This is a genomic window from Saccharothrix sp. DSM 118769 (assembly GCF_052936295.1).
Map to the genome: position 1 here is coordinate 9379678 of NZ_CP193627.1, position 23350 is coordinate 9403027.

Here is a 23350-nt window from a genome sequence, read left to right on the forward strand (position 1 = left end):
TCGGACGATCGCCGGTCCGTCCACAGCGGACGCGAGGGTTCTTCACCCGATGCGGTGGGTACGACGGACGGTGTTCACGGACGGGTACGACAACCCGGACAGCCGCACCACACCGCCCTTCCGAGTGGGTTCCGCGCGAGAACGTTCGAAAATCAGGTGACCAGTGCTAGACATAGCACAACGTCGACCTCGAACGGTCCGTCCCGTTCGCCTCACCCGGAACGGTGGTGATCAGCAGTGGCAGTCTCCGACGCGGTGCGCCGCAGCGGGTCGCTGCTGCTGCGGGCGCTCGCGGTGGGCGGACTGGCGACGGCGGCGTGGTTGACGTGCGCGGGTTCCGCCTCGGCGGACGCCGCGGATCACCCGGACGAGGTGTCGACGGCCCTCGACGCGGTGAACACCACCGTGGACGAGCAGCACGCGTCGGCCATCGAGCAGTTGGCCGCCGCGCTGCCGGACCACGACCCGCTGGCGGTGTCCGACCTGTTCCCGACGGTCCTCGACGTGCCCCGGCACCCGGTGGAGAACCCGCTGTTCGACCTGGCCCAGGGCGGTCTGACCGCGCAGGCCCTGACCGACAGCGGCCTGTCGGCGCACAGCCTGACCGGCACCGCCGCGCTGGGCCCCGCCCAACTGGGGTCGTCCCCGCTCTCCGCCGCGCCCTCCTTCGAGGTCGAGGCGGCGGACGAGCAGCCGTACGACTACGACTACGACTACGAGGCCGAGCACAGCGGCTTCTCCGGCTACACCTACTCGGGTCGGGCGAGCAACGTGATGCCCGTGGCCGCGTACGAGGCGAAGGTGGCCGCCAAGGTGGCGGCGAGGGAAGCCGCGGTGTCGGTGCCCCTCGCCCCGCCCGCGGCCGAACCGGCGGCACCCGAGCCGGCAGCCCTCGAACCGGTGGCCGTTCCCCGGACGGACCCGTGGGTGGCCTCGCCGATCGCCGCGTTCCAGCAGGTGACGGCGACGTCCCCGGTCGCGGCGAACGCCGAGGTGATCTGGGAGGCGCCGGAACCGAGCGCCCCCGCGCCCGCGCCGAAGCACGCGCCCGCCGCGCCGAGCGCGTCGTCGAACAGCACCACCGACAGCGGTGGCGGCCACCGCGGCGGCGTGATCGCGTCGTTCACCACCGAGTCGACGCCGTACCCGCTCACCGCGCTGGCGGTGGAGCGGCGGAACGACCGGCGGTCCCCGGGCAGCATCCCCGGGCTGCCCAGCACGTCACCCGACTGAGCACCACGGCACCGGTCTGCCCGTCCGGGCGACACCCCGGTGACCTCGCGTTCCCGCACCTGCTCATGAGCCGTGCGGATGTCCTCCACGCAGCGCCCGAGCGCTGACGCACACCCCAGCACCACCCCCCAAAGCTCCCCGTTCCTGCCGACCGCGCCCCGGCACGAACGGGTGAAGGTCCCGTCGCAGCGCTGCCCCCGCGGCGATCGGGACCGCACAGGAACCTGCGGCAGGGGACGCCAATCCCTGGAGCGTCCCCCGCCGCAGGTCCTACCACCGCCGTCGGGTTCCGGCTCATCGAGGGGCTGTGCCGGAACCCGACGGGACACACGATCGGGTGATCATCGCCCCGAACATGTACGTAAACGGGGTCTCGCTCATCGGTTGACATGAGGAATCCCCGAGCGACCACCCCCCAACCCACCAGCCACCACCGCCGCCCCACCGCCAGCCCACCCACCGCCAGCCCACCGCACCACCACCTGCCACACCACCGCCTGCCCCCCACCCGCAGCCCACCAGCGCCGCCCCCCGCGCCCATCCGCGCGACAGGGTCAGCCGCAGCAGGTAGGAGCGCGAAAGGTGAGGTAGGAGTCGAGCGGAAGCCAGGTCGAAGCTGGACCGACCAGCGCGAGCGGAGAGCCGACCGAGCGGAACCAGGCCGAGTCGGGCCAGCGCAGGGAGGATCGGGCCAAGGGGGCGGATCGGGGGCGGCGCAGGTCAGGGCGGATCAGCGCAGGTCAGGCCACCGGGACGGCGAGGTCCGATTCGACCGGCACGCCGACCCCCGTCACCGAGGCCGCCACCAGGCCCAGGCGTTTCGCCGCGTCCCGGAGCACGTCCGGCGGCTGGACGAACGGCAGGCGCAACCAGCGCTCCAGCCCGCCGTGGGCGCCGAAGCGGGCGCCCGGGGCCAGGCGGATGCCGTGGTTCTGGGCGACGACGGCTATCCGGGTGCTGACCGGCGCGTCCAGCTCGCACCACACGCTCAGCCCGCCGGCCGGGCGGCGGAAGCGCCAGGTCGGGCAGTGCTCGCGCAGGCCGGCCATGAGGACGTCGCGGCGCTCGGCCAGCTCCGCCCTCCGCTCGCGCAGCGCCGGGTCCGGGTCGGCGAGCAGCTCGGCCAGCACCAGCTGGTCGACCACCGCCGACCCCAGGTCGAGGGCGGTCCTCGTGGAGATCAGGCGGTGGACGACCTCGGGGGTGGCGCGGATCCACCCGATCCTCAGGCCGCCCCAGTGGGACTTGCTCGCCGAGCCCAGGGTGATGACCAGGTCCTCGGCGAACTTCGCCATCGGCGGTGGTCCGTCCAGCGGGTCGCCGTCGAGGTCCAGTTCGTAGACGGTCTCGTCGACGACGAGCGGGGTGCGGGCGCGGCGGGCGGTGTCGGCCAGTTCGGCCCTGCCCCCCGCGTCCAGCCGGTGCGCGGTGGGGTTGTGGAAGTCCACGACCAGGTACGCGAGGCGCGGCGCGGCTTGGCGGAGGGCGGCGGCGATGCCGGGGAGGTCCCAGCCGGTGTCGGTCATGGCCACCGGGACGGGGATGGCGGACACGGACTTGATGGCGTCCAGGGCGTTCGGGTAGCTCGGCTGCTCCACGAGCACCCGGTCGCCCGGGCCGGTGAGCAGGCGCAGGACCAGGGCCAACGCGTGCTGCGCGCCGCTGGTGACCACGATCTGGTCGGGTGACGTGGGCAGGCCGCGGGCTTCGTAGCGGGCGGCGATGGCGCGGCGCAGGTCGGGGTGGCCGTGCTCGTAGTAGCCGTGGTCGGCGAGGTGCTCGGGCAGGCGGCGGCGCACCGAGTCGAACGCGGCGAGCACGCCGGGCAGCGCGGGCGGGGCGGCGCGGGCGAAGTCGACCATGCTGTGCCCGACGAGCGGGGTGTCGGGGAGGATGCCGAGCGCGCCGGTGGGCAGGCTGATCCACGACCCGGCGCCGCGGCGGCTGGCGACGAGCCCTTCCTCGCGCAGCTGGTCGAGGGCCGCGGTGATCATGGTGCGGCTGACGGGGAGCGCGTCGGCCAGTTCGCGCTCGGCGGGCAGCCGGGTGCCGGCGGGCAGGCGGCCGTCGAGCACGAGCAGGCGGATCGCGGCGGCGAGGTCGGCCGAACCCTGCCGGGCACCGCGGCGACGCCACTCGCCGAGCAGCCGCGCCAGGCGGAACCCGGAAATACGTCCACCTGGCGGGATTTCAGTGCCCATGAGGCCAATTAATCAGCATTGGCCCTGGAATACAAGGCCAATGAGGACGAAGTATGGCCACATGCTCGCCGCACTCACCCAGGTCCCCGTCACCGTCTCCCCGCTCCGCCGCGTTCCCCAGCTCCTCGCGGGCCTGTGGCTCTACGGCGCGAGCATGGGGTTGCAGATCCGCGCCACCCTGGGCCTCGACCCGTGGGACGTGCTGCACGAGGGGTTGACCGAGCGCACCGGGCTGAGCTTCGGCACGGTGACCGCGCTGGTCGGCGTGCTGGTGCTGCTGTGCTGGATACCGCTGCGCCAGCGCCCCGGCGTCGGCACGGTGAGCAACGTCGTCGTGATCGGTGTCGCGGTGGACGTGACGCTCGCGATCCTGCCCGCGCCGCACGAGCTGCTGCCGCGCGTGCTGTTCCTGGTGTCGGGCATCGTGCTGAACGGCCTGGCCGCCGCCGTCTACATCGGCGCGCGGCTCGGTCCCGGCCCGCGCGACGGTCTCACGACCGGGTTCTGCGCGCGGACCGGGACGTCGCTGCGCCTGGTGCGCACGGTGGTGGAGCTGACCGTGCTGGCGGTCGGGTGGCTGCTCGGCGGCACCATCGGCATCGGCACCGTCCTGTACGCGGTGTCCATCGGCCCGCTGACCCAGGCGTTCCTGCCCCTGGTCACCTGGGTGAGCGCGCGACCAGCTTCCTGACCTCGGCGTACTCGACGCCGCGCGCCCCCAGCACCTCGGTGACGAGGTCGTGGGCGGAGAGCAGCGCGAGGACCAGGTGCTCCTGGCCGAGGAAGTCGTGGCCGAGGTCGCGCGCTTCGACGAGGCTGCGTTCGATGGTCTTCTTGGCGGCGGCGGTGAACGGCAGGTGGTTGCCGAAGAACCTGCGCCGGCGGCGGGGCGCCACGGCCAGCGCGCCCTCGCCGTGGGTGCGCTCGACCGAGGCCACGATGGCGTCGACGTCGATGCCGAGCCCGCGCAGCGCCCGGGTGTCGGCGTCGCTGAGCCCGCCCTTGCGGCGGGCGGCGGCGAACGCCTCGACCACCTCGTCGCGGGGCAGGTCGAAGGTCACGAGCACCGGCGCGTCGAGCAGCGCGAGCGCCAGGTGCTCGGGTCCGATCTCGTGGGCGTCGAGCCGTTCGGCCTCGACGACGGCGTTGCGGACGGCCCTCCGCGCCTCCCTGGTGAACTTCTCGCCGATCATCGGTCTCCCCCGTGCTTCTTGTGGACGGCCTGCCGGGTCACGCCCAGTTCGGCCGCGATCTCCTGCCACGACCAGCCGCGGGCGCGGGCGTTGCGCACCTGCACGGCCTCCAGCGTCTCCAGGAGCCGGCGCAGTGCGCTGACCGCTCGCAGCCCGACCCTGGGGTCCTGGTCGCCCGCCGCCGAGGCGAGCTCCGTTGCCTCTGTCATGCCGTCAACCTTGGTTGACAAAACCGGTGTTGTCAACCCAGGTTGACGCACTAGGCTCGACCACCGATGACACGAGCACCAGGGCCACGAGCACCAGGGCCACGAGCACCAGGGCCACGACCGCCGGGGCCACGGCCCCCGAAGCCCGAGATCACCACCGCCGAACGCGCCGGGGTCGGCCTGGACGGCCTGCCGCGCCCCACCGAGGACCGCGTCGTCGTCCTGCCGAACGCCGTCGTGCTCCTGGACGGCGCCACCTCGCCCACCCCGCGCGAACGCGACGGCGGCTGGCACTCCCGCCACCTCGCCGAGCAGCTGACCGGGGCGGACGGCCTGCACGGCGACCTCGCCGACGAACTGGCCGCCGCCATCACCCGGTTGCGCGACGAGCACGGCCTCGTGCCCGGCGCCGCGCCGTCGTCCACGGTCGCGATCGCGCGGTGGACCGAGGCGACCGTGGACGTGCTCGTGCTCGCCGACAGCCCGGTCGTCGTCTTCACCGGCGCGGCCACGGCCACCGGCACCGCCGCGCACGTCGTCGCCGACACCCGGCTGCGGGACCTGCGCGGCGCGGTCGACCGGATCACCGACTGGCGCAACCGCGAGGGCGGCTGGTGGGTCGCCGAGGCCGACCCGGCCGCCGCGCACCGGGCCGTGCGGCGCACCTGGCCCCGGCACGAGGTGCGGGCCGTCCTGCTCGCCACCGACGGCGTGTCGTGCGGGGTGGACGACTACGGCCTCTTCACCGACTGGCACGAGGTGGCGCACATCACGTCGGAAAAAGGGCCGGACGCGGTGCTGGACGCGATTCGCGTCGCTGAACGGGGTGATGCGGATCGCACGAAGTGGCGACGGTCGAAAGTGCACGACGACCAAGCGCTCGCGCTCGTCCGGTTCGCCCCGGGAGAATGAAAAAAGCCCCCGCGGAATTCTGCGGGGGCTTTTTCGCGTGAGCGTGGCCAGGGGCGGGGTCGAACCGCCGACCTACCGCTTTTCAGGCGGTCGCTCGTACCAACTGAGCTACCTGGCCAGGCAGCGGCCCGGCCGTATAGCCGAACTGCCTTGCGACCCAGACGGGACTCGAACCCGCGACCTTCGCCGTGACAGGGCGACGCGCTAACCAACTGCGCCACTGGGCCTTGCTGTACTGCGCACTGCTGATCCTACTGTACTACGTGCCCCCAACGGGATTCGAACCCGCGCTACCGCCTTGAAAGGGCGGGGTCCTAGGCCGCTAGACGATGGGGACCCAGTTCCTCCGGCAGCCCTTGGGCCACCTTTTTCCCAGGCCCTCCACGCTGTCCGGTGGAAGCATCGTAAGCATAGGGCACGATGCCCCGCAGCTCCAAAACGGGGGTCCGACAAACGCCTGACCTGCGATTCCGTCCCGCCGGAAGCGCTCCGGAAGCGCTCCGGAAGCGCGTTCAGGGCGCGTCGAGGAGCCGCTCGGCCGCCGCGCGGGACTCCGGGGCGGCCAGTCCGGGCAGGACCAGCCGCCACACCTCGCGCATCCGTTCCGGGTAGTCGGCGCAGCGGGACGCGGCGACGGAGATCAGCCGGGCGCCGAGGGCCGCGGAGCACAGCGCCCGCGCGGCGGCGGCCGGGTCGACCCCGGCGAGCAGCAGCCCCTCGGCGCGGGCGTCGCCCAGCAGCTCGCCGACGACGGCCTCCCAGCGCAGGTGCGAGGCGGCCAGGCCGGGGTGGTCCAGCTCCCGGTCGGCCGCGAGCCGCACGCCGGCGCGCAGCACGACGTCGCGGGAGAGCCGCTCGGCGGCGTCCTGGACGAGACCGACCGCGGTGGACAGCGGGTCGAGCCCGCGGGCGCGCCACTCGCCCGCCAGACGTGGCCACAGCTCCTCCTGGAGCCGGACGAGCACCGCGGCCAGCGCTTCCTTGGACGCGAAGTGGAAGTAGAAGGCGCCCTTGGTGACGCCGCCGCGGTCGAGGACGGCGCTCAGCGCCGCGCCCTCGTAGCCGAGCCGGTCGAACTCCTCGGCCGCCGCGCGCAGGATCGCGTCACGGGTGGCCACGGCGCGGTGCTGCTGGGGCATCGGGGCTCCGGTGGGTGTGATTGGTCACCCCGGAGCCTTCGCCCAGGCACGGCCCCACCGCAAGGGCGTTGCCCGGAAAAAGACCGCTCGGTATGTTCCTGAGCGACCCACCCGAGACGCGCTTCCGGGGGGTGCGCGTCTCGGATGGGTCGCCACCTGCGCGTCTACCGTTGAACGGGTGGCAGGCCCCCGTCCTCACCCGGCGACAGCCCGAGCATGTCGAGCAGCAACCGGCAGTCCTCGGCGCTGGTGGCTCCCCGCGCGACCGACAGCCGCGCCTTGTGCACCTGCTCGTCCGAGATCCGCGATGGTTCGCCGGTGCGCTGGGCGGGCACTCCGGCTCCGCCCGGCCTGGACATGGTGTCGTCCTGGTTCCACAGGAACTGACGTACTTCTAGGGACCCGCTCATGACGCCTCCCCGACTTGAGGTTGGCGCGAGGCTAAGCGAGCCCGTCGAACCGCCGCAGCCCCCCGGAGAGTGATTCGGGGGCGACGGAGCGTCACTTTCCGTGTAGGCCACTTGGTGTCAAGCGCCGCGTGATGTGCTTGTCGTGAACGAGGAGGGCAGGACCCATGACCGAACCGGTACCGGGCCAGACGCCGGAACCAGCGGTGACGGACGCAGCGGCGGCGACGCGCCCGGGCGCGGGCACGTCGTCGGCGGACCGGCCGCACGCCGAAACGCCGAACGCCGACCGGCCGGACGCGGGGTCGCCGGCCGCCGGGCGGAGCACCGAGCCGGCCGCCGAGCGGGCCGGCGGGCCGTTGCCGGGCACGACGGGTGCCGCCCAGGCCGCGCCCGTGGAGGCCGCACCCGACCGGGCGCCCGATTCCGCGTCCGATTCCGCACCGGACCACGCGGCCGGCCACGCCCCGGACCCCGCGGCGGACCCCGCCCCCGAACCGGCACCGGCGGCCGGCCAGGACGTGTTCGGCGGCCTCTCGCTGGCCGCCATCGAGGCCGACATCGACCGCTTGATGAGCGACAAGATGAGCGAGCTGGACGGGATGCTCGCGGGCCTGGAGGAACTGGTCCAGCGGCTGGAGGGCGAGATCACGCAACTGGAGCCCCCGGGAGAGGACACCTCTACCCCCTAGGGGTATCCTCGAAGGCCAGAGCACCGACGAGGAAGACGAGGGGCGCCATGTCCGTCACCAGCACCTACACCGTCACCGGCATGACCTGCGGGCACTGCGTCAGCTCGGTCACCGAGGAGCTGACCGCGGTCGACGGGGTGACCGGCGTCGACGTGGCGCTCGACTCGGGCGCGGTCACCGTGACCAGCACCCGGGAGCTGTCGCGCGACGAGGTGGGCGCCGCGGTCGAGGAGGCCGGGTACGCCCTGGCCTGACCCGTCCCACCGGTCGCCGCCGCGACGGGTCCGGGGGGAGGTCGCGGGCCGAAGATTTACCGCGAACCCACTCCCCAGCTCCCCGTGCGCGTGCAACAATCCGATTTGCTGACACACCCCCGGTCAGCACCTGTGGAGATCCCCTCCGGCCCCCGCGTTCCTCCCCCTGGCGCGGGGGCCTCTCCATGCACACAAGTGTGACCCAGGCCACAGTTCGTACGCTTCCGCAATCCAACCGTTATCGTGGCGCGGTGCCTCTTGGATCGCTAGGACGCTCGAAGTCCGGCCGGCATCGCCCGCCACACCGTGAACAGCCCGAGGAACTGCTCCCCGACGAGGAGCTGGCGTCCTACCTCGCCGCGCTGGCCCCGGAGACCGCGGACGCGGAGACCACCGCCGGCACCAGCTTCGGCAACGCGCAGGTCTACCAGCTCCGCCTCCAGCTGATGGCGAACGAGCAGCTGAAGGAGATGGCCGCCGAGCGGCAGACGTCCCCCCAGGCGCTGGCCACCGAGTGGGTCATGCAGCGACTGGAGTGGGAAGCCCGCCAGCGCGGCTACTAGGACCGGAAACCCCCGCACGACGGCGAACAGGCCCCCGACCGAACCGGTCGGGGGCCTGCGTCACGCTCGTGGGGACCAATCGGGAAGATCAGACCTTGCGCACGTTCTGGGCCTGCGGTCCCTTGGTTCCCTGCCCGATCTCGAACTCGACCCGCTGGTTCTCCTCCAGGGTGCGGAACCCCTGGCCCTGGATCTCCGAGTAGTGCACGAAGACGTCCGGTCCGCCGTTCTCCTGGGCGATGAAGCCGAAGCCCTTCTCGGAGTTGAACCACTTGACAGTGCCCAGTGCCATGTACCTGCCTCCATCGCAGGGAAGCTTGGGGCTGCACCGTGCAACCCCGGCCGTCCCGGGGGCGTTTCCCCCGCTGCCACCAGCGGGGACGGCACGCCCGCGTGTCGTTCCGCGAGCGTGAGACACGAACACAGAAACCACGGCCTGCGTTGCCGAGGGTATCGGTTGGGTGACCTTCAGCACTACCGTTCGGACCCCATTGGTCAACCCGGGATCTACTTCTCGGTCACCTCGGGCGGTTCCGGCAGCTCGATGTCGGCCTGGCCGATGTTGCGCTCCAGGGCCGCGAGCCACTCGCCGGAGCTGATCATCTTCTCCAGGGCGGCGTTGACGTCGGCCCGCCCCTCGCCGTCGCCCTTGAGCAGCCCCACGCCGTAGCGCTCGGTGGTGAACGGCTGCCCGACGAGCTTGAGCAGCTCGGGGTTCTCCGCCACGTACCCGGCGAGGATGACCTCGTCGGTGGTGACCGCGTCGACCTTGGACGCCAGCAGCGCCGTGACGCAGTCGGAGTACTGGCCGTACTCGACGAGCTGCACGCCCTGCGCGAACTGGTCCTTGACCTTCTGCGCGGACGTCGAGCCGGTGACCGAGCACAGGCGCTTGCCGTCGAGGTGGCCCGGGTCGGTGATGTCGGCCTCGGTGAACCGCACCAGCAGGCCCTGCCCGGTCTGGAAGTAGGGACCGGCGAAGGACACCTGCTCCTTGCGCTTGTCGGTGATCGAGTAGGTGGCGACGACGAAGTCGACCTCGCCCTCGGCGATCAGCCTCTCGCGGTCGGCGGAGCGGGCCTCCTTCCAGGTGATGCCCTTCTCCTCGACGCCGAGCTGGGCCGCCACGTACTTGGCGACGTCCACGTCGAAGCCGACGAACTTGCCGTCGAGCCTGCGCTGGGCCAGGCCGGGTTGGTCGAAGCGGATGCCGATGGTGAGGCTGCCGTCCTCGGCCCTGCCCTCCAACGTGTCGTCGCTCGCACCGCCGCACGCGGCGCTGGAGAACAGGGCCGCCACCACGGCGGTCGCGGGCAGCAGTCGTCGCGACAACATGGGTTGCGTACCTCTCGGGTGCTCGGGAAACGCGGTGCGGATCGGCGCACCGGACTTTTCCCATGCTAAGCAAACCGGTCGGTAACTCCGGTGCGACGAACGTCGCACCGGACCTTTCCGCTGCGCCGTTCGGAGCAGTGCGGCCTGTGAGGCGCGCGACCCCGTCACCGGGGCAGCAGGCCGCGCCTCGGCACCGCGCGGACCCCGAGCCGCCGCACGGCCCTGTTCACGTGCCCCTCGGGCACGCGCCACCGGAGCGGCGCGGGCACCAGCAGCGCCGCGGCCCGCACCGACCGCAGCAGTCCCGTGGCGACCGGTGCCGGGTACGGGCGGTGGCCGTGCAGGGCGACGGCCCACGGCGGCAGCACGGAGTACGCGAGGCGCCCCAGCAGCGGCTCGTAGGCGCCCAGGCCCAGGCGCAGCGCGCCGGGCAGCGGCGGTCGGAGCAGGAACCGGCGGACGACCTCCGAGTCGGCGGTGCGCCGCAGCTCCGGCAGCACGCCCGCGAAGTACGCGGCCATCCCCGCCGCGCTGCCCGGCACCTCGTCGGCGCGCAGGCCCACCAGGGCGGCCGTGCGGCGCTGCTCGTCGTAGTAGCGGTCGACCTGGGCGTCGGTGAGCCGGTAGCCGGCGCGGCGCAGCACGGTGGCGAACGAGTGCACCTCGGCGCAGTGCACCCACAGCAGCAGCTCCGGGTCGTCGACGCGGAACGCGCGGCCGGCGGCGTCCCGGGCGCGCAGGGAGCGGTGCACCCCGCGCACCCGTGCCGCGGCCCGGCGCGCCTCGTCGGTCGAGCCGTAGCTGACCGCGCCGACGAAGCCGGCGGTGCGCAGCAGGCGACCCAGCGGGTCCCGCCGGAAACCCGAGTTCTGCACCACCCCGGCGACGGCCCTCGGGTGCAGCGCCTGGAGGTGGAGGCCGGCGATGCCCGCCACCCACATCGCCGGGTCGGCGTGCAACTGCCACGTCACGGAGTCCGGGCCCATCAGTCCGACGTCCACCCGACCGATCGTGGCACGGCGCGGGCGGCGGCAGGATGGGTCCATGGACCTGGACCGCGCAAGGGACTTCATCCGCCGCAACCCGCGCGCCGTGCTGCTGGCGCACCGGTCGGACGGCACGCCGCAGATGTCGCCGGTGCTGGCGGCCGTCGACGACGAGGGCCGCGTCGTGGTCAGCACCCGGGAGACGGCCTACAAGACGCGCCAACTGCGCAACGACCCGCGCGCCGCGCTGTGCTTCCTCACCGAGGGCTTCTTCGGCGACTGGCTCCAGGTCGAGGGGCCGGCCACCGTGGTGCCCCTGCCGGAGGCGATGGAACCGCTGGTCGACCTGTACCGGCGCATCTCCGGCGAGCACCCCGACTGGGACGAGTACCGGGCGGCGATGGAGCGCGAGCGGCGCGTCGTGATCAGGGTGGAGATCGAGCGCGCGGGACCCGACGTGAGCGGCTGATCACCCGCAGTGGGGGGCCGGGCGTAACGCACCGGCACGCGCGACCGATTCCACGTGACACCGTGGAACGCTGGAGCGGGTGCTGGGATGAGCAGTGGCAGACGGATCGGCCTGGCCGGCGCGGCGCTCGTGCTGGCGTCCGCCGGGCTGGTGGCGCTCGCCCTGTCGGTCGACCGGCCGCGCCCCGTGGACGCGCACCGGGTAGCCGTCGCGCCGGTGGGGCCGGGCGTGCTCAGCGCGACCTTCACCACCACCGTCGAGGTGGTGCGGTCCACGACCCCCGTCGTGGTGCTCGCACCGCCGCCGCAGCGCCCCGAACCCCCGCCGCCACCACCCCCGTCACCGTCGCCGGCGGGCGAGCGGCAGCCGGTGGGGGACGTCCCGGACGAGACGCCCCCGCCGCACCACCCGCCACCACCGCACCACCCGCCGCCGCACCCCCCACCGCCCGGACCGCCGCCCGTGCCCGAGTCACCGCAGGGCTGGGACTGCCACCCCTCGTACACCACGGACGGGGTCTGCGTACCGCTGCGCTTCCCGCGCGGCGTGTGGGACCGCTGCCGCTGGCTGCACGACCAGGGCGTCACCCGGATCGAGGTGCACGGCCGGGACCGCCACCACCTCGACCTGGACCGCGACGGCGTGGCCTGCGAGCGGTTCGACTAGCCGGGCCACCGGCGCCCGAGGTCGGCGTCTGCACCTCACCCGCGCAGCGGTCGTCCACGACGGCGTCCGGCTCGGCGTCGTCCATTCACCGGCACCGCCGCTCCATAACCCCGCGCAGGTCCTCATCGTCATGATGGCGGCGCCGTGCGGTTCACGTGCTCAACGCGGAACCTTGGCCGTCTTGCGCGCACGCGGCGCGGAGGGCGGCGGCACGACCGGCCCGATGTCGCCGTCCGGCGCCTCGTCCAGGTCCACCACCACCGGCGCGTGGTCGCTGGGCGAGGTCCCCTTCCGGGCCTTCCGGTCCACCCAGGCCGCCTCGGCGCGCGCCGCCACACCGGCCGAGGCGAGCACCAGGTCGATCCGCATCCCGAGGTCCTGGTGGAACATCCCGGCCCGGTAGTCCCAGTACGTGTAGATCCGCGAGTCCGGCCACCGGTCGCGCACGACGTCGTGCAGCCCCAACGCCTGCAGCTCCCCCAACGCGGCCCGCTCCACGTCCGTGACGTGCGTGTGCCCCGCGAACGCGGCCGGGTCGAACACGTCGGCGTCCGCCGGGGCGATGTTCACGTCGCCGCACACCACGACGTCCTCGGGCCCACCCGCCACCACCCGCCGGAGCGCCGCCAACCACTCCAGCTTGTAGCGGAAGTGCTCCGAGTCGACCTCCCGCCCGTTCGGCACGTAGACGGAGTGCACCCGCACACCCCCACAAGTGGCCGACACCGCCCGTGCCTCCTGCTCCGGGAACCCGGGCCCGCCGGGCAACCCGACGACGACGTCGTCCAGCCCGACCCGCGAGAGGATCGCCACCCCGTTCCACTGCGCCTGCCCGTGCACGGCCACCCCGTACCCACGCGTCCGGAGCTCATCGCCCAGCAGCGCGAGGAACGCCTCGTCGGCGAGCTTGGTCTCCTGGAGGCACACCACATCAGGGGCCCGCTCGTCGAGCCACCCCAACAACCGGGGCATCCGCTGCTTGACCGAGTTCACGTTCCAGGTAGCCAGCCGCACGAGACCAAGCTAACCGCCACCCCACCCCACCGCGCGCCAAGTCGACCACGACCTCACGTGCGCCGAAGCCCCGACAGCGATCGTGAACAGCAAAACCCCCAGGCCGTTGACCTGGGGGTTTGGTGGGCCGCCAGGGGCTCGAACCCTGAACCCGCGGATTAAAAGTCCGCTGCTCTGCCAGTTGAGCTAGCGGCCCGCGGTCGAGGGTAGTGGACGTCGGGGGTGGGGTTCGACGGTGGCTGCGGGGTGTCGCGGGACACATCTTGGTTGCGGGGGGCGGCGGGCAGGGGGTCGGTCCGCGGTCTGTGGCGACCGCCACTGGCGTCGCTGGGTGACAATGGGAGCGATGTCGACCGCGCTGCACGCCACCAAGCCCCTGAAGATCGGCCAGTACCTGGTCGATCCCGCCGTCGTGCTCGCACCGATGGCGGGCATCACGAACGTCGCGTTCCGGCAGCTCTGCCGCGAGTTCGGCAGTTCCAGCTCGCTCTACGTGTGCGAGATGATCACTGCCCGCGCCGTCGTGGAGCGCGACTCCAAGACGATGCAGATGATCACCTTCGGCGAGGGCGAGCGCCCCCGTTCGATGCAGCTCTACGGCGTGGACCCGACGTCCATGGCGGAGGCGGTGCGGATCATCGTCGGCGAGGACCGGGCCGACCACGTCGACATGAACTTCGGCTGCCCGGTGCCCAAGGTGACGCGCAAGGGCGGCGGGGCGGCGCTGCCGTACAAGAGGCAGCTGTTCCGGCGGATCGTGCGCGCCGCCGTGCGGGCCGCCGAACCGGCGGGGGTGCCGGTGACGGTGAAGTTCCGCATCGGCATCGACGACGACCACCTCACCTACCTGGACGCGGGGCGCATCGCCGCCGATGAGGGCGCCCAGGCGGTCGCGCTGCACGCGCGGACCGCGGTGCAGCGGTACTCCGGGCAGGCCGACTGGTCGGCGATCGCCCGGCTGAAGGAGGCCGTCACCGACGTCCCGGTGCTCGGCAACGGCGACATCTTCAGCGCCCGCGACGCCCTGCGCATGGTCGCCGAGACCGGCTGCGACGGCGTCGTCGTCGGGCGCGGCTGCCTGGGCAGGCCGTGGCTGTTCGGCGAGCTCCAGGCGGCGTTCCGGGGCGAGCCGATCCCGCCCGGCCCCCGGCTGGGGCAGGTGGCGGAGATCCTGCGCCGGCACGGCGCGCTGCTCGCGGACTTCCTCGGCGAGGACAAGGGCGTGCGCGACCTGCGCAAGCACATGGCCTGGTACCTGAAGGGCTTCCCGGTGGGCGCGGACCTGCGGCGCAGCCTGGCCATGGTGTCCACGCTCGCCGAGCTGGACGACCTGGTCGGCCGGCTCGACCCGGACCTGGCGTTCCCGGACAGCGCCGACGAGCCGCGCGGCCGGCAGGGCTCGCCCGCCAAGGTCGTGCTGCCCGAGGGCTGGCTGGACGACCCCGAGGACGGCATGGTCCCGGACGCCGAAGACATGCACTCGGGTGGGTGACGTGCGGTTGCGCGGCGCCACGGCCGCCGCGATGTGCGCCCTGCTGCTCTCGTTGACCGCGTGCGGTCCCTCGGTGGCCGGCACGCCGCGCCCGCTCCAGGTGGGCGACGTGGAGCGCGACATGGTCACGGGCTACTTCAACGACCTGAACGAGGCGGGCGCGCAGGGCGCGACCGAGCAGCGCGACCTGCTCACCACCACCCAGCACCCGGACTTCCGCGACGACGACTGCCGGCTGCCGTCCGGCACGATCGAGGTGCACCCGACGATGTCGACGCTGCGCCTGGACCCGGAGTGGGCGCCGCCCGGCTCGGACGAGCACCCGCGCGGCGTGGTGCTGGTGGTGGCGGTGACGCTGACCGTCGTGCAGGACGGCACCGAGGTCGGCAGCCAGATCGGCTCGCAGCACGTCGTGCTGCTCAACGGCAAGGCGTACGGCTTCGCCCCCTGCGCGAACTGACCGGCCCGAGGGCCGTGACCGGCCCGAGGGCCGTTCGACCACGCTCAGCACACGGCGATCCCTATAGATCGTCGAACGTCACCAGTTCGGAGCAGTGCACGGTCAACCAGTAGAGGGAAATCACTAGTAGACGCGTCTTGCCGGCTCAAGCGCCGCGTCGTAACAGACGACACCTGGCAAGTAAGGAGGTGAGCGCGATGACCGCACTGCGACCCGAAGTCGCCGAGTTCGACAGCGACGGCCGGCCCGCAGCGGGTGAGCCCGCGTCGTCCCGGGGCGAGGGCGGCGGCCTGGTGCAGCTGCACGAGTCCATCGCCACGCTGCTCGCCTCCCGGGGCCAGTGGCGGCAGGCGTACCAGCACCTGCGCTCGGCGTTCGACCTGGTCTACGCGGACCAGGACGACCAGCCCCAGGTGCCCGAGCAGCTGCGCCGCGAGGTCGACCGGCTGCGCCGCGAGCACGCCGAGGCGCGGGAGCAGAGCCTCCGGGACAGCCTCACCGACAGCTACAACCGGCGCTACCTGGACGAGCGCCTCGTCGACATGGTCGCCGAACGCGGCACGGCGGCCTCCGGCCTGGCCATCGCGCTGATCGACCTCGACTGGTTCAAGCAGGTCAACGACACGTTCGGGCACGTCCTGGGCGACCGGGTGCTGCAACGGGTGGTCGAGCTGCTCCAGGAGGAGCTGCCGGAGGGCGCGTTCTGCGCCCGGTACGGCGGCGAGGAGTTCGTGCTCGTGCTGCCGGACGTCGAGGCCGTGACGGCCATCGGCGTGGCCGAAGCCGCGAGACTGCGTGTCGAGCGTCACTCCTGGTCCTCGCTCGCGCCGGGGCTGCGGGTGACGGTGAGCGTCGGGCTGGCCTACGAGCCGCCGGCCACCGACCCGTCGACGCGCCCGCCGGTGTCCCCGGAGCAGCAGTTGCTGCGCGCGGACAGCCTCCTCTACACGGCCAAGCAGTCAGGACGGAACGCGGTGGCGTACCGGGAGAACGGTCGCGTGCGCCTCGCCGGTCCCGCTTCCGGGCGACGCGGTATAGCCGAATCGCGGGTTGCCGGTTACTGATCCCTACTGGTTGCTCACCCTTTCGGGCGTAGTCTGCTGCGCACTTCCGAGTACTGCCGACCCCTGTATCACCGGGAGTGGTCGTCAGGACTGGCGGTCATCCGTAGTATCGCCAGGGCAAGTGACACGCCGTTGGTGCAACCACTGTGTCCTTGCTGTCGTCAACTCGTGATGACGACCCACTAGTGACCGAAGCTGAAGGGAGACCGGGTGCCCGACGAGCCCCGCCGTGGCGGCCCCGGACCCGGTGGAGACCACGCCCCCCAGGACGACCAGCCGACCGGACGTCGCCGCAGGTCACTGGACGATGGCGGGCTGAGCGTGTCCGACCTGCTCGAACAGCACAGCCGCACGAACATCCCGAGGCCGGTTCCGCCGGGCCCCGCGGACACCGGCCGCCGGGCCGCGCCCGAACCCGAACCGCCCCGCGGGCCCGCGCCGAACGGCACGCGCCCGCCGGAGGCCACCGGCCGCCGCGCCGCGCCCGACCACTTCACGCCGTCCGCGGACGGCCCGGAGCCGCCGAGGCGCCAGGCCCCCCCGAACGACTTCTTCGCCCCCGCGCAGGAGGGCACCGGCACGCGCGCGCCGCGCCCGGCACCGGAGGACGGCCCGCGACGCGCGGCGCCGAACGGCCACCCCGCCCCCGCCGACGCGAGGCGCCCCGGTGAGGGCACCGGGCGGCGGGCGCGGCCGGAGCCGCCGGACGCCCCCGGCCGCCGCGCCGCCGAACCGCCGCGCCGCTACCCCGAGGGCGACCCGAACGCCCAGCGCCCGGTCCCGCCGCCCGTGCACCCGGAGGGGCCGCGACCCGGTGAGCACACCGGTCGACGCGCACGTCCCGCCGCGCCGCCGGAGGCACCTCGCCCCGACGCCTTCCGGCACGACGGGCCGCGTCCGGACGTGCCGAGGCCGGATGCGTACAGGCCGGACGTGCCCAGGCCGGACTTGCACAGGCCCGATGTGCCCAGGCCCGACGCGTCCAGGTCGGACGTGCCGAGGCCGGACGTGCCCCGGCCGGACGCCTTCCGACCCGACGTGCCGAGGCCGGACATGCCGCGGCCGGACGTGCAGAGGCCCGACGCGTCCAGGTCGGACGTACCGAGGCCCGACGTGCCCCGGCCCGACGCCCCCCGCTCGGACGCCTTCCGGCCCGACGTGCCCAGACCGGACACGCCCAGGGCCGAGGTGTCCAGGTCGGACGTGCCCCGCCCGGACCCCCGCCGCCCCGTGGACGGGGTGGCCGACGTGCCGCACCGGGTTGGCGAGAGCACCGGTCGCCGGGCCCGGCCCGAACCGCCGGACGGTCCTCGCCGACCGGCGCAGCGCCCCGAGGACCTCGACCCCCGCCGCGCCCCGGACGGCGGCCCGCGCCGCCGGCCCGAAGGCGTGCCGGGTGAGCCCCCCGGCCGCCGGTTCGCCGAGGACGGGCCCGAACCGCCCGTGCGCCCCGGCGAGGGCACCGGCAGGCGCCCGATGGGCCGCCCGGTCGGCCCCGCCGACGTGGACGGCCCGCACGGTGACGGCCCCCGGCGGCTCGCCGAGGACGCCGCTCCCGGCCGCCGCCCCGCCGGACCTCCCCGCCCGGACGCCCGTCGTCCCGGCGATCCCCGCCGCCCCGCCGGCCCGCCCGTGGACGACCAGGGCGTGCCCGGTCGCCCCGTGGACGACCAGGACCGGGGCAGCGCACCGCGCCGCCTCGCCGGTGGCCCCGCCGACCCGCGCCGGCCCCTCGGTCACCCGGTGGACGACCAGGACCGCGGCAGCGCGCCCCGTCGCCTCGCCGGTGGACCGGGTCCGCGCGGCCTGGCCGGCGCGCCCGTCGACGGCATCGACCAGGGCGGCGCGCCGCGCCGGCTCGCGGGTGGCCCCGCCGACGAACCCGGCCGTGACCCGGGCCGTGAACCCGGGTTCGGACCGCGTCGTCCCGCCGGTCCGCCGGTGGACGACCAGGACCGGGGCAGCGGCCCGCGCCGGCTCGCCGACGGGCCGCAGGTCGCGCCCGACGCGCCCGGCCGCCGCTTCGCCGAGGACCCGGCCGAGCAGGCACCTCCCATCGCGGACCGCCTCGGCAGCCAGGCGCCCCCGGCGCCGGTCGCCCCGCCGAGCGGCCCCGAACCGCGCGAGCAGATCGACCCGGCCAGCCTCACCACCGAGATGGAGGCCATCAGCGACGACGTCAAGAAGCGTCGCGAGGTCGACCACACGCTGGCCCGCTTCTCCGCCGTCCACGACGAACTGGCCGAGCAGGAGCGCATCCGCAAGGAGCGCCGGCAGAAGCTGATGCCGTGGAAGGCCGACCACGACGAGGACGCCACCGAGTACGCCGCGCCCGTCGACGTCCTCGACGACGACGGCGACGGCCCGCGCCGCCGCGGTCGCACGGCCAAGCACAGCAGGATCGTGCGCAGCGTCAAGGTCGTGTCGCTGGCGGCGGCCGTGCTGGTGTTCGTGTCCACGGGCCTCGGCTGGGGCGCGATGCTCTACATCGACAGCAAGATCGTCGAGGTCGACGCGCTCGGCTCGAACTCCGCGGCCGTCCACGAGGCCGAGAAGCAGCTCGGCGACGAGAACTTCCTGATCATCGGCTCGGACACCCGCGCGGGCGCCAAGGCGCAGGACGGCGTCGGCGACACCGACGCCGTGCAGGGCGCGCGGTCCGACGTGCTGATGCTCGCCCACATCCCGGCCGACCGGAAGCGGATGGTCGTCGTCTCGGTGCCGCGCGACCTGACGGTGACGCGGCCCGCGTGCGAGCAGTGGGACTCCAGCACCGGCCAGTACACCGGCACGCAGCTCGAAGCGCAGGAGGGCGCGAAGGCCAACACGGCCTACTTCGACGGCGGTCCGCGGTGCGTGGCGAAGTTCATGACCGAGCTGACCGGCCTGGAGATCAACCACTTCATCAGCGTGGACTTCAACGGCTTCCGCGGCATGGTCGACGCGGTCGGCGAGGTCGAGGTGTGCGTGCCGAAGCCGATGGTCGACGACGAGCTGGGCACGATCTTCGACAAGGCCGGCCGGTTCCAGGTCAACGGCGGCAAGGCGCTCGACTACGTCCGCGCGCGCAAGGTGTCCGGTGAGCAGTTCGGCGACTACGACCGCGTGACGCGGCAGCAGAAGTTCCTGTCCGCGCTGCTCCGCAAGGCGCTGTCGTCGGAGATCCTGCTGAACCCGGGCAAGCTCAACGGTTTCCTCAACGCGTTCGCCGCGGCCACCGTGGGCGACAACATCGGCGTGAACGACATGCTCACGCTCGCGCAGTCGCTGCGCAGCCTCGAAGCCGGCCGGGTCAGCTTCGTGACCGTCCCGCACTACACGGACGAGGGCCCGACGCTGTCGAACGACGACAACGTCGAGATGCTGCGCGAGGCGGAGACCAGGGCGCTGTTCCAGTCGATCATCGACGGCACGCCGCTGCCCGACGAGAAGCCGGACACCTCGGCGCCCGCGACGGGCGCGCCGACCCCCGCGCCCGTCGGGCCCAAGCCGGGCAAGGTCGTCGACCCCAAGGGCGTCAAGGTCCAGGTCCTCAACGGCGACCCCGACTCCACCGGCCTCGCGCTGTACGCGACGACCGAGCTGGAGGACCTCGGGTACGACGTGGTCATCACCGGCAACGGCGAGACGACCGACAAGACCGTCATCAAGTACCACACGGGCGGCGAGGACGCCGCGGCGACGCTGGCGGCGTCCATCCCGGGCGCGGTGCTGGTGGCCGACCCGTCCATGGGCGGCGCGGTGCAGCTGCTCATCGGGCCGAACTGGGACGAGGTCGTGCGGGCCCCGCAGGCGGGTGGTGGCGCGGCACCGCCGGACGCCGGCACGCCGCAGCCGCCCAAGGACCTGGAGGTCGTCAACGCCGCGGCGGACCCCTGTGCGTGAGCCGACTGGACGTTTCGGGTTCACCGCCGGTTCACCGGGGTGGGTCGTTACCGCGACGACCCGCACGTAGGCTGACCGCCATGCGTGAGGCTTACCACGACCAGCTCGGACAACTCGCCGGGCAGCTCGCCGACATGTGCGCGATGGCGGGTGAGGCCATGGAGCGCGCCACCTCGGCGCTGCTCGACGCGGACCTCGCCCTCGCCGAGCAGGTGATCGGCGACGACGTCAAGATCGACGACGTCCGCGCGGCCATCGAGGAGCAGTCGTACGCGCTGCTCGCGCTCCAGGCGCCGGTCGCGACGGACCTGCGCATCGTGCTCGCGGTGATCCACGCCGCGGAGAGCGTCGAGCGCATGGGCGACCTGGCGCTGCACGTGGCCAAGGCCGCGCGTCGCCGGCACCCGAACCACGTGCTGCCCGACACCGTGCAGCCGTACTTCTCGGAGATGGGCCGCATCGCCGTCGAGCTGGCGCGCGAGGCGACCGACATCATCCGCACGCAGGACGCGGCGCGGGCGCGGTCGCTGGAGGACGCCGACGACGCGATGGACGACCTGCACCGCCACCTGTTCACGGTGATCATGGACAAGGAGTGGGCGCACGGCGTCCCGTCCGCGGTGGACACCACGCTGCTCGGCCGGTTCTACGAGCGGTTCGCCGACCACGCCGTGTCGGTGGCGAAGCGGACCGTGTTCGTCGTGACCGGGCGGATGCCCGGCTACGGCGGCTCCGACGAGAGCTGAGCCCTTCCCGGGTCGGGGAAGGGCTCAGCCCAGCAGGCCGTTCAGCTCCTGGGTGAGCTGGGCGGCGATGCGGGGGTTGTCGGCGGGGGCGTGGGTGAGCCACTTCTGGCCGTCCGGCCCCTGCCGGGTCTGCGACATGTAGCGGCCCTGGTCGTTGTCGAACCACGCGACCTGCGGGGCGCGCTGCTCGCGGCCGTGCCTGCCGCGGACCGTGACGCCGAACTGGCCGGCGCGCAGCCGCTGCCGCTCGAACACCGCCTCCAGGGCGCGCACCTGCGTGGCGGCCGTGCTGCGGGGCGCCATGGCCCGGGTGAACGTCGCGTTGCCGAAGTCGTCGTCGCGGCGCGGCGGCGGGGGCGGCGCCGAGGACGGCATCGGCACCGTGATCGACTGGCCCGGTCCCGGGCGGTTGCCCGGGACAAGCTCCACGACCGAGCGCACCAGCGTGGCCGAGCGCAGCAGGTCGACCTTGATCTGCCGGTCGTCCATGACGGCCAACGCCGCGTTCTCCTTCGCCGCGCCGGCGCGCGCGAGCAGCTGGCGCTCGACGTTGCGCGGGTCGAGCGAGGCGATGGCGCTGAGCGAGTAGTCGAACCGGACGAGCAGGGTGAGCGCTTCCTCCACCTCGGGCACGACCCGGCCGCGGCGGGCCAGGCCGCGCGACTCCAGGTCGCGGTACACCGCGTTACGGATGCCGCGCCGCTCGTCGAACGTCTGCCCGAGGTAGGGGAAGTCGAACGGGTAGGGCCGGCTGCCGAGCTTCAGGTCCTCCCAGACCATGTCGGCCGCCGCGTGCGACAGGGCGAACGAGAACACGCTCACCCGCCGATGACCGGCGGGGCGACCATGGTGCCGTCGCCGAAGACGTCCTCGGTCTCCACGAGGTACGACGCCGCCTTGTGCTCCTTGTCCTCTTCCCCCTGGCCCTGACCGGCGCCCGCGCCCATGCCGCCCACGCCCGGCGCGCCACCGCGACCGGCCGCGCCCGCCGCGCCGCCGGGCCCGAAACCGCCGCTGCCGCCGGGGCCGAAGCCGCCCGCGCCCGTGCGCCCGGCCTCGCCGAGCGCGCCCGTCGTGCCGCCGGGCCCGAAACCGCCCATGCCGCCCACGCCACCGGCGCCGCGACCGGCCGCCGCCATGCCGCCGGGCCCACCGAGCCCGCCGCCACCACCGCCACCGCCGCCGGGCATGCCGCGACCGCCGAGGCCACCGGGGCCGCCGCCGGGCATGCCCCGACCGCCGAGGCCGCCGGGACCGTTCTGGCCGGGGCGTCCGCCGGGGACGGGCACGCCGGGACGTCCGCCGGGGGGCGTGCCACCGGGCGGGAAGACACCGGGCGGGTAGATGCCGCCGCCACCGCCGCCGTTCTGGCCGCCGCCGCCGCCACCGCCGCCGCCTCCACCACCGCCACCGCCGCCGCCGGGGGGCGTGATGCCGCCGCCGTTCAGGCCGGACTGGTTGGTGTTGCCGCCGCCGCCACCGCCGCCGGGGATGGTCACGTCGCCGAACGAGCCGCTGCCCGTGCCCGTGCCGGTCCCGGTGCCCGTACCCGTCCCGGTGCCGACACCGCTGGGCACGGTCGGGCGGCTGCCGATCCCGCTTTCACCCGTGCCGGTGGACTCACCGCTCCCCCCGGCGCCGCTCATCGGCGGGGGCGGCGAGAAGGCGGGCATCGTGGAGCCGGACTCCTGGAAGCTGGTGGACATGGTCGTCATGACCTCGGCCGCCCGCTCGTGGGCCTGCTGCTTCTCCTCGAACTTCTGCTCGATCTGGTCGATCGTGTCGGCCCACTTGAACGGGTTGGGCTCGGAGAAGAACATCTTGTAGGCGTCGGCGGTGCTGAAGTCGACCGGTTCGGGCATCGAGTTCTTGGCCGCCTCGGCCGCCTGGCTCTGCGTGTAGAGCTTGTTGCCGGTGAGCTGCGCGCCCTGGGCCGCGTTGCCGGACCAGGTGGCGACGTTGGTGAAGTACCCCTGGGCCGCCTCGGCCGCCTTGCCCTGCCACGCGCCCTTGCTGGCGTTCGTGGCACTGGTGAGGTCGGCCTGGAGCTGGGCCAGCGTGTTGCCGACCTTGGTCCACGCCTCGCCCTGGTCGTTCGCGGTGCCGGGGGCCATGTTCGTGGTGACCATGTCCTTGAGGGCCTTGTGGTCGTACCCCATGTAGAACGACCCGGCGGGCGTGAGCGGGGGCCGGTAGTTCTCGACCGCCTGCTCGAGGTTGCGCTCCTGCTCCTGCTGGTACTGCGCGGACTGCTGCTTGTAGCGGATGTAGTCGTCGAGGGTCGTGATGGCCCCGAAGAAGCCCGGGTTCTCGGTCCGCGCACGTTCGTATTCCGCGCGCAGTTCGGCCTCGGTCTGCCCGGCGTAGGTGACCTGGGTGGCCTGGCTGTTCTGCTGCGAGTTCGAGTTCGGCGGTGCCACGACGTTCTCC

General features: G+C 73.6%; 24 protein-coding genes and 4 tRNA genes. 13 read left to right on the forward strand and 15 right to left on the reverse strand.

All coding sequences use genetic code 11. The annotated features are described in order from the left end of the window. The first annotated feature begins 237 nt into the window (after positions 1-237). Positions 238-1233 (forward strand): hypothetical protein, encoded by a 996-nt coding sequence (locus tag ACRAKJ_RS40240; protein ID WP_438922389.1) that lies wholly within the window; start codon positions 238-240, stop codon positions 1231-1233. A gap of 740 nt (positions 1234-1973) precedes the next feature. On the opposite strand, the gene yczR is transcribed toward ACRAKJ_RS40240, so the two are convergent. Beyond that, complete coding sequence (yczR, locus tag ACRAKJ_RS40245; protein ID WP_438922390.1) at positions 1974-3434, reverse strand: MocR-like transcription factor YczR; 1461 nt, start codon at positions 3432-3434, stop codon at positions 1974-1976. A gap of 61 nt (positions 3435-3495) precedes the next feature. On the opposite strand from yczR, the gene yczE reads away from it, so the two are divergent. Next, positions 3496-4125, forward strand: coding sequence for a membrane protein YczE (yczE, locus tag ACRAKJ_RS40250; RefSeq protein ID WP_438922391.1), 630 nt, complete (start codon positions 3496-3498; stop codon positions 4123-4125). Here yczE and ACRAKJ_RS40255 read toward each other — a convergent pair. Together ACRAKJ_RS40255 and ACRAKJ_RS40260 are read right to left on the reverse strand one after the other, a co-directional pair. Continuing rightward, positions 4094-4627, reverse strand: coding sequence for a Clp protease N-terminal domain-containing protein (locus ACRAKJ_RS40255; RefSeq protein WP_438922392.1), 534 nt, complete (start codon positions 4625-4627; stop codon positions 4094-4096). The two genes, yczE and ACRAKJ_RS40255, sit on opposite strands and share 32 nt — an antisense overlap. After that, positions 4624-4836: a helix-turn-helix domain-containing protein gene (locus ACRAKJ_RS40260; RefSeq protein ID WP_077010893.1), complete on the reverse strand. Its 213-nt coding sequence runs from the start codon at positions 4834-4836 to the stop codon at positions 4624-4626. The genes ACRAKJ_RS40255 and ACRAKJ_RS40260 overlap by 4 nt, the downstream gene beginning before the upstream one ends. Before the next feature lie 66 nt (positions 4837-4902). Between ACRAKJ_RS40260 and ACRAKJ_RS40265 the strand changes: the two genes are divergently transcribed. Continuing rightward, the gene (locus ACRAKJ_RS40265) at positions 4903-5748 is read left to right on the forward strand and encodes a hypothetical protein (protein ID WP_438922393.1); all 846 of its coding nucleotides are present in this window, start codon (positions 4903-4905) and stop codon (positions 5746-5748) included. 44 nt (positions 5749-5792) lie between these two features. Here ACRAKJ_RS40265 and ACRAKJ_RS40270 read toward each other — a convergent pair. The 5 genes from ACRAKJ_RS40270 to ACRAKJ_RS40290 all read right to left on the reverse strand — a co-directional run bounded on the left by ACRAKJ_RS40270 (position 5793) and on the right by ACRAKJ_RS40290 (position 7297). Further along, positions 5793-5866, reverse strand: a tRNA-Phe gene (locus tag ACRAKJ_RS40270). A gap of 35 nt (positions 5867-5901) precedes the next feature. Continuing rightward, positions 5902-5975 (reverse strand) — tRNA-Asp (locus ACRAKJ_RS40275). Positions 5976-6012: 37 nt separating this feature from the next. Then, positions 6013-6085: transfer RNA gene (locus ACRAKJ_RS40280), tRNA-Glu, on the reverse strand. A 175-nt stretch (positions 6086-6260) separates the two neighbouring features. Beyond that, positions 6261-6887, reverse strand: a complete 627-nt coding sequence (locus ACRAKJ_RS40285; RefSeq protein ID WP_438922394.1) for a ScbR family autoregulator-binding transcription factor — start codon at positions 6885-6887, stop codon at positions 6261-6263. A gap of 164 nt (positions 6888-7051) precedes the next feature. After that, positions 7052-7297: a hypothetical protein gene (locus ACRAKJ_RS40290; RefSeq protein WP_438922395.1), complete on the reverse strand. Its 246-nt coding sequence runs from the start codon at positions 7295-7297 to the stop codon at positions 7052-7054. 164 nt (positions 7298-7461) lie between these two features. Between ACRAKJ_RS40290 and ACRAKJ_RS40295 the strand changes: the two genes are divergently transcribed. The 3 genes from ACRAKJ_RS40295 (at position 7462) to ACRAKJ_RS40305 (ending at position 8803) form a co-directional block, all read left to right on the forward strand. Beyond that, positions 7462-7986 carry a hypothetical protein gene (locus ACRAKJ_RS40295; RefSeq protein WP_438922396.1) on the forward strand — a complete coding sequence of 175 codons (525 nt, stop codon included), beginning with the start codon at positions 7462-7464 and terminating at the stop codon, positions 7984-7986. A gap of 47 nt (positions 7987-8033) precedes the next feature. Next, positions 8034-8240 (forward strand): cation transporter, encoded by a 207-nt coding sequence (locus ACRAKJ_RS40300; RefSeq protein ID WP_438922397.1) that lies wholly within the window; start codon positions 8034-8036, stop codon positions 8238-8240. Between the two features lie 251 nt (positions 8241-8491). After that, positions 8492-8803: a hypothetical protein gene (locus tag ACRAKJ_RS40305; RefSeq protein WP_438922398.1), complete on the forward strand. Its 312-nt coding sequence runs from the start codon at positions 8492-8494 to the stop codon at positions 8801-8803. A gap of 88 nt (positions 8804-8891) precedes the next feature. Here the strand turns inward: ACRAKJ_RS40305 and ACRAKJ_RS40310 are convergent, their stop codons facing one another. The 3 genes from ACRAKJ_RS40310 to ACRAKJ_RS40320 all read right to left on the reverse strand — a co-directional run bounded on the left by ACRAKJ_RS40310 (position 8892) and on the right by ACRAKJ_RS40320 (position 11139). Beyond that, a complete protein-coding gene (locus ACRAKJ_RS40310; protein ID WP_015105489.1) occupies positions 8892-9095 on the reverse strand; it encodes a cold-shock protein in 204 nt (67 codons plus the stop codon). 215 nt (positions 9096-9310) lie between these two features. Then, on the reverse strand, positions 9311-10138 hold the full coding sequence (locus ACRAKJ_RS40315; RefSeq protein WP_438922399.1) for a glutamate ABC transporter substrate-binding protein: 828 nt from the start codon (positions 10136-10138) through the stop codon (positions 9311-9313). Between the two features lie 164 nt (positions 10139-10302). Further along, entirely contained in the window at positions 10303-11139 is an 837-nt protein-coding gene (locus ACRAKJ_RS40320; RefSeq protein WP_438922400.1) for an oxygenase MpaB family protein, read from the reverse strand. 43 nt (positions 11140-11182) lie between these two features. Between ACRAKJ_RS40320 and ACRAKJ_RS40325 the strand changes: the two genes are divergently transcribed. Together ACRAKJ_RS40325 and ACRAKJ_RS40330 are read left to right on the forward strand one after the other, a co-directional pair. Next, positions 11183-11593 (forward strand): TIGR03618 family F420-dependent PPOX class oxidoreductase, encoded by a 411-nt coding sequence (locus tag ACRAKJ_RS40325; protein ID WP_438922401.1) that lies wholly within the window; start codon positions 11183-11185, stop codon positions 11591-11593. Positions 11594-11680: 87 nt separating this feature from the next. Next, a complete protein-coding gene (locus tag ACRAKJ_RS40330) occupies positions 11681-12259 on the forward strand; it encodes a hypothetical protein (RefSeq protein WP_438922402.1) in 579 nt (192 codons plus the stop codon). A gap of 159 nt (positions 12260-12418) precedes the next feature. On the opposite strand, the gene ACRAKJ_RS40335 is transcribed toward ACRAKJ_RS40330, so the two are convergent. Together ACRAKJ_RS40335 and ACRAKJ_RS40340 are read right to left on the reverse strand one after the other, a co-directional pair. Next, positions 12419-13273, reverse strand: coding sequence for an exodeoxyribonuclease III (locus tag ACRAKJ_RS40335; RefSeq protein ID WP_438922403.1), 855 nt, complete (start codon positions 13271-13273; stop codon positions 12419-12421). A 120-nt stretch (positions 13274-13393) separates the two neighbouring features. Then, positions 13394-13469, reverse strand: a tRNA-Lys gene (locus ACRAKJ_RS40340). A 150-nt stretch (positions 13470-13619) separates the two neighbouring features. On the opposite strand from ACRAKJ_RS40340, the gene dusB reads away from it, so the two are divergent. From dusB to phoU, 5 genes are all read left to right on the forward strand, one after another. After that, entirely contained in the window at positions 13620-14765 is a 1146-nt protein-coding gene (dusB, locus tag ACRAKJ_RS40345) for a tRNA dihydrouridine synthase DusB (protein ID WP_438922404.1), read from the forward strand. A 1-nt stretch (position 14766) separates the two neighbouring features. Beyond that, the gene (locus ACRAKJ_RS40350; protein ID WP_438922405.1) at positions 14767-15225 is read left to right on the forward strand and encodes a hypothetical protein; all 459 of its coding nucleotides are present in this window, start codon (positions 14767-14769) and stop codon (positions 15223-15225) included. A gap of 197 nt (positions 15226-15422) precedes the next feature. Then, positions 15423-16289, forward strand: a complete 867-nt coding sequence (locus ACRAKJ_RS40355; protein WP_438922406.1) for a diguanylate cyclase — start codon at positions 15423-15425, stop codon at positions 16287-16289. 321 nt (positions 16290-16610) lie between these two features. Further along, positions 16611-20174: an LCP family glycopolymer transferase gene (locus ACRAKJ_RS40360; RefSeq protein WP_438922407.1), complete on the forward strand. Its 3564-nt coding sequence runs from the start codon at positions 16611-16613 to the stop codon at positions 20172-20174. A gap of 80 nt (positions 20175-20254) precedes the next feature. Continuing rightward, positions 20255-20920: a phosphate signaling complex protein PhoU gene (gene phoU, locus ACRAKJ_RS40365; RefSeq protein ID WP_438922408.1), complete on the forward strand. Its 666-nt coding sequence runs from the start codon at positions 20255-20257 to the stop codon at positions 20918-20920. Between the two features lie 24 nt (positions 20921-20944). On the opposite strand, the gene ACRAKJ_RS40370 is transcribed toward phoU, so the two are convergent. After that, positions 20945-21742, reverse strand: a complete 798-nt coding sequence (locus ACRAKJ_RS40370; protein ID WP_438922409.1) for an ESX secretion-associated protein EspG — start codon at positions 21740-21742, stop codon at positions 20945-20947. Next, positions 21739-23340 (reverse strand): hypothetical protein, encoded by a 1602-nt coding sequence (locus ACRAKJ_RS40375; protein ID WP_438922410.1) that lies wholly within the window; start codon positions 23338-23340, stop codon positions 21739-21741. The genes ACRAKJ_RS40370 and ACRAKJ_RS40375 overlap by 4 nt, the downstream gene beginning before the upstream one ends. Positions 23341-23350: the final 10 nt, after the last annotated feature.

What these genes read in the sequence shown, in the direction of transcription:
- yczR (WP_438922390.1), bottom strand. Translation starts at nt 3,434, where the DNA reads ATGGGCACTGAAATCCCGCCAGGTGGACGTATTTCCGGGTTCCGCCTG.
- yczE (WP_438922391.1), top strand. Translation starts at nt 3,496, where the DNA reads ATGCTCGCCGCACTCACCCAGGTCCCCGTCACCGTCTCCCCGCTCCGC.
- ACRAKJ_RS40255 (WP_438922392.1), bottom strand. Translation starts at nt 4,627, where the DNA reads ATGATCGGCGAGAAGTTCACCAGGGAGGCGCGGAGGGCCGTCCGCAAC.
- ACRAKJ_RS40260 (WP_077010893.1), bottom strand. Translation starts at nt 4,836, where the DNA reads ATGACAGAGGCAACGGAGCTCGCCTCGGCGGCGGGCGACCAGGACCCC.
- ACRAKJ_RS40265 (WP_438922393.1), top strand. Translation starts at nt 4,903, where the DNA reads ATGACACGAGCACCAGGGCCACGAGCACCAGGGCCACGAGCACCAGGG.
- ACRAKJ_RS40285 (WP_438922394.1), bottom strand. Translation starts at nt 6,887, where the DNA reads ATGCCCCAGCAGCACCGCGCCGTGGCCACCCGTGACGCGATCCTGCGC.
- ACRAKJ_RS40290 (WP_438922395.1), bottom strand. Translation starts at nt 7,297, where the DNA reads ATGAGCGGGTCCCTAGAAGTACGTCAGTTCCTGTGGAACCAGGACGAC.
- ACRAKJ_RS40295 (WP_438922396.1), top strand. Translation starts at nt 7,462, where the DNA reads ATGACCGAACCGGTACCGGGCCAGACGCCGGAACCAGCGGTGACGGAC.
- ACRAKJ_RS40300 (WP_438922397.1), top strand. Translation starts at nt 8,034, where the DNA reads ATGTCCGTCACCAGCACCTACACCGTCACCGGCATGACCTGCGGGCAC.
- ACRAKJ_RS40310 (WP_015105489.1), bottom strand. Translation starts at nt 9,095, where the DNA reads ATGGCACTGGGCACTGTCAAGTGGTTCAACTCCGAGAAGGGCTTCGGC.
- ACRAKJ_RS40315 (WP_438922399.1), bottom strand. Translation starts at nt 10,138, where the DNA reads ATGTTGTCGCGACGACTGCTGCCCGCGACCGCCGTGGTGGCGGCCCTG.
- ACRAKJ_RS40325 (WP_438922401.1), top strand. Translation starts at nt 11,183, where the DNA reads ATGGACCTGGACCGCGCAAGGGACTTCATCCGCCGCAACCCGCGCGCC.
- ACRAKJ_RS40330 (WP_438922402.1), top strand. Translation starts at nt 11,681, where the DNA reads ATGAGCAGTGGCAGACGGATCGGCCTGGCCGGCGCGGCGCTCGTGCTG.
- dusB (WP_438922404.1), top strand. Translation starts at nt 13,620, where the DNA reads ATGTCGACCGCGCTGCACGCCACCAAGCCCCTGAAGATCGGCCAGTAC.
- ACRAKJ_RS40355 (WP_438922406.1), top strand. Translation starts at nt 15,423, where the DNA reads ATGACCGCACTGCGACCCGAAGTCGCCGAGTTCGACAGCGACGGCCGG.
- phoU (WP_438922408.1), top strand. Translation starts at nt 20,255, where the DNA reads ATGCGTGAGGCTTACCACGACCAGCTCGGACAACTCGCCGGGCAGCTC.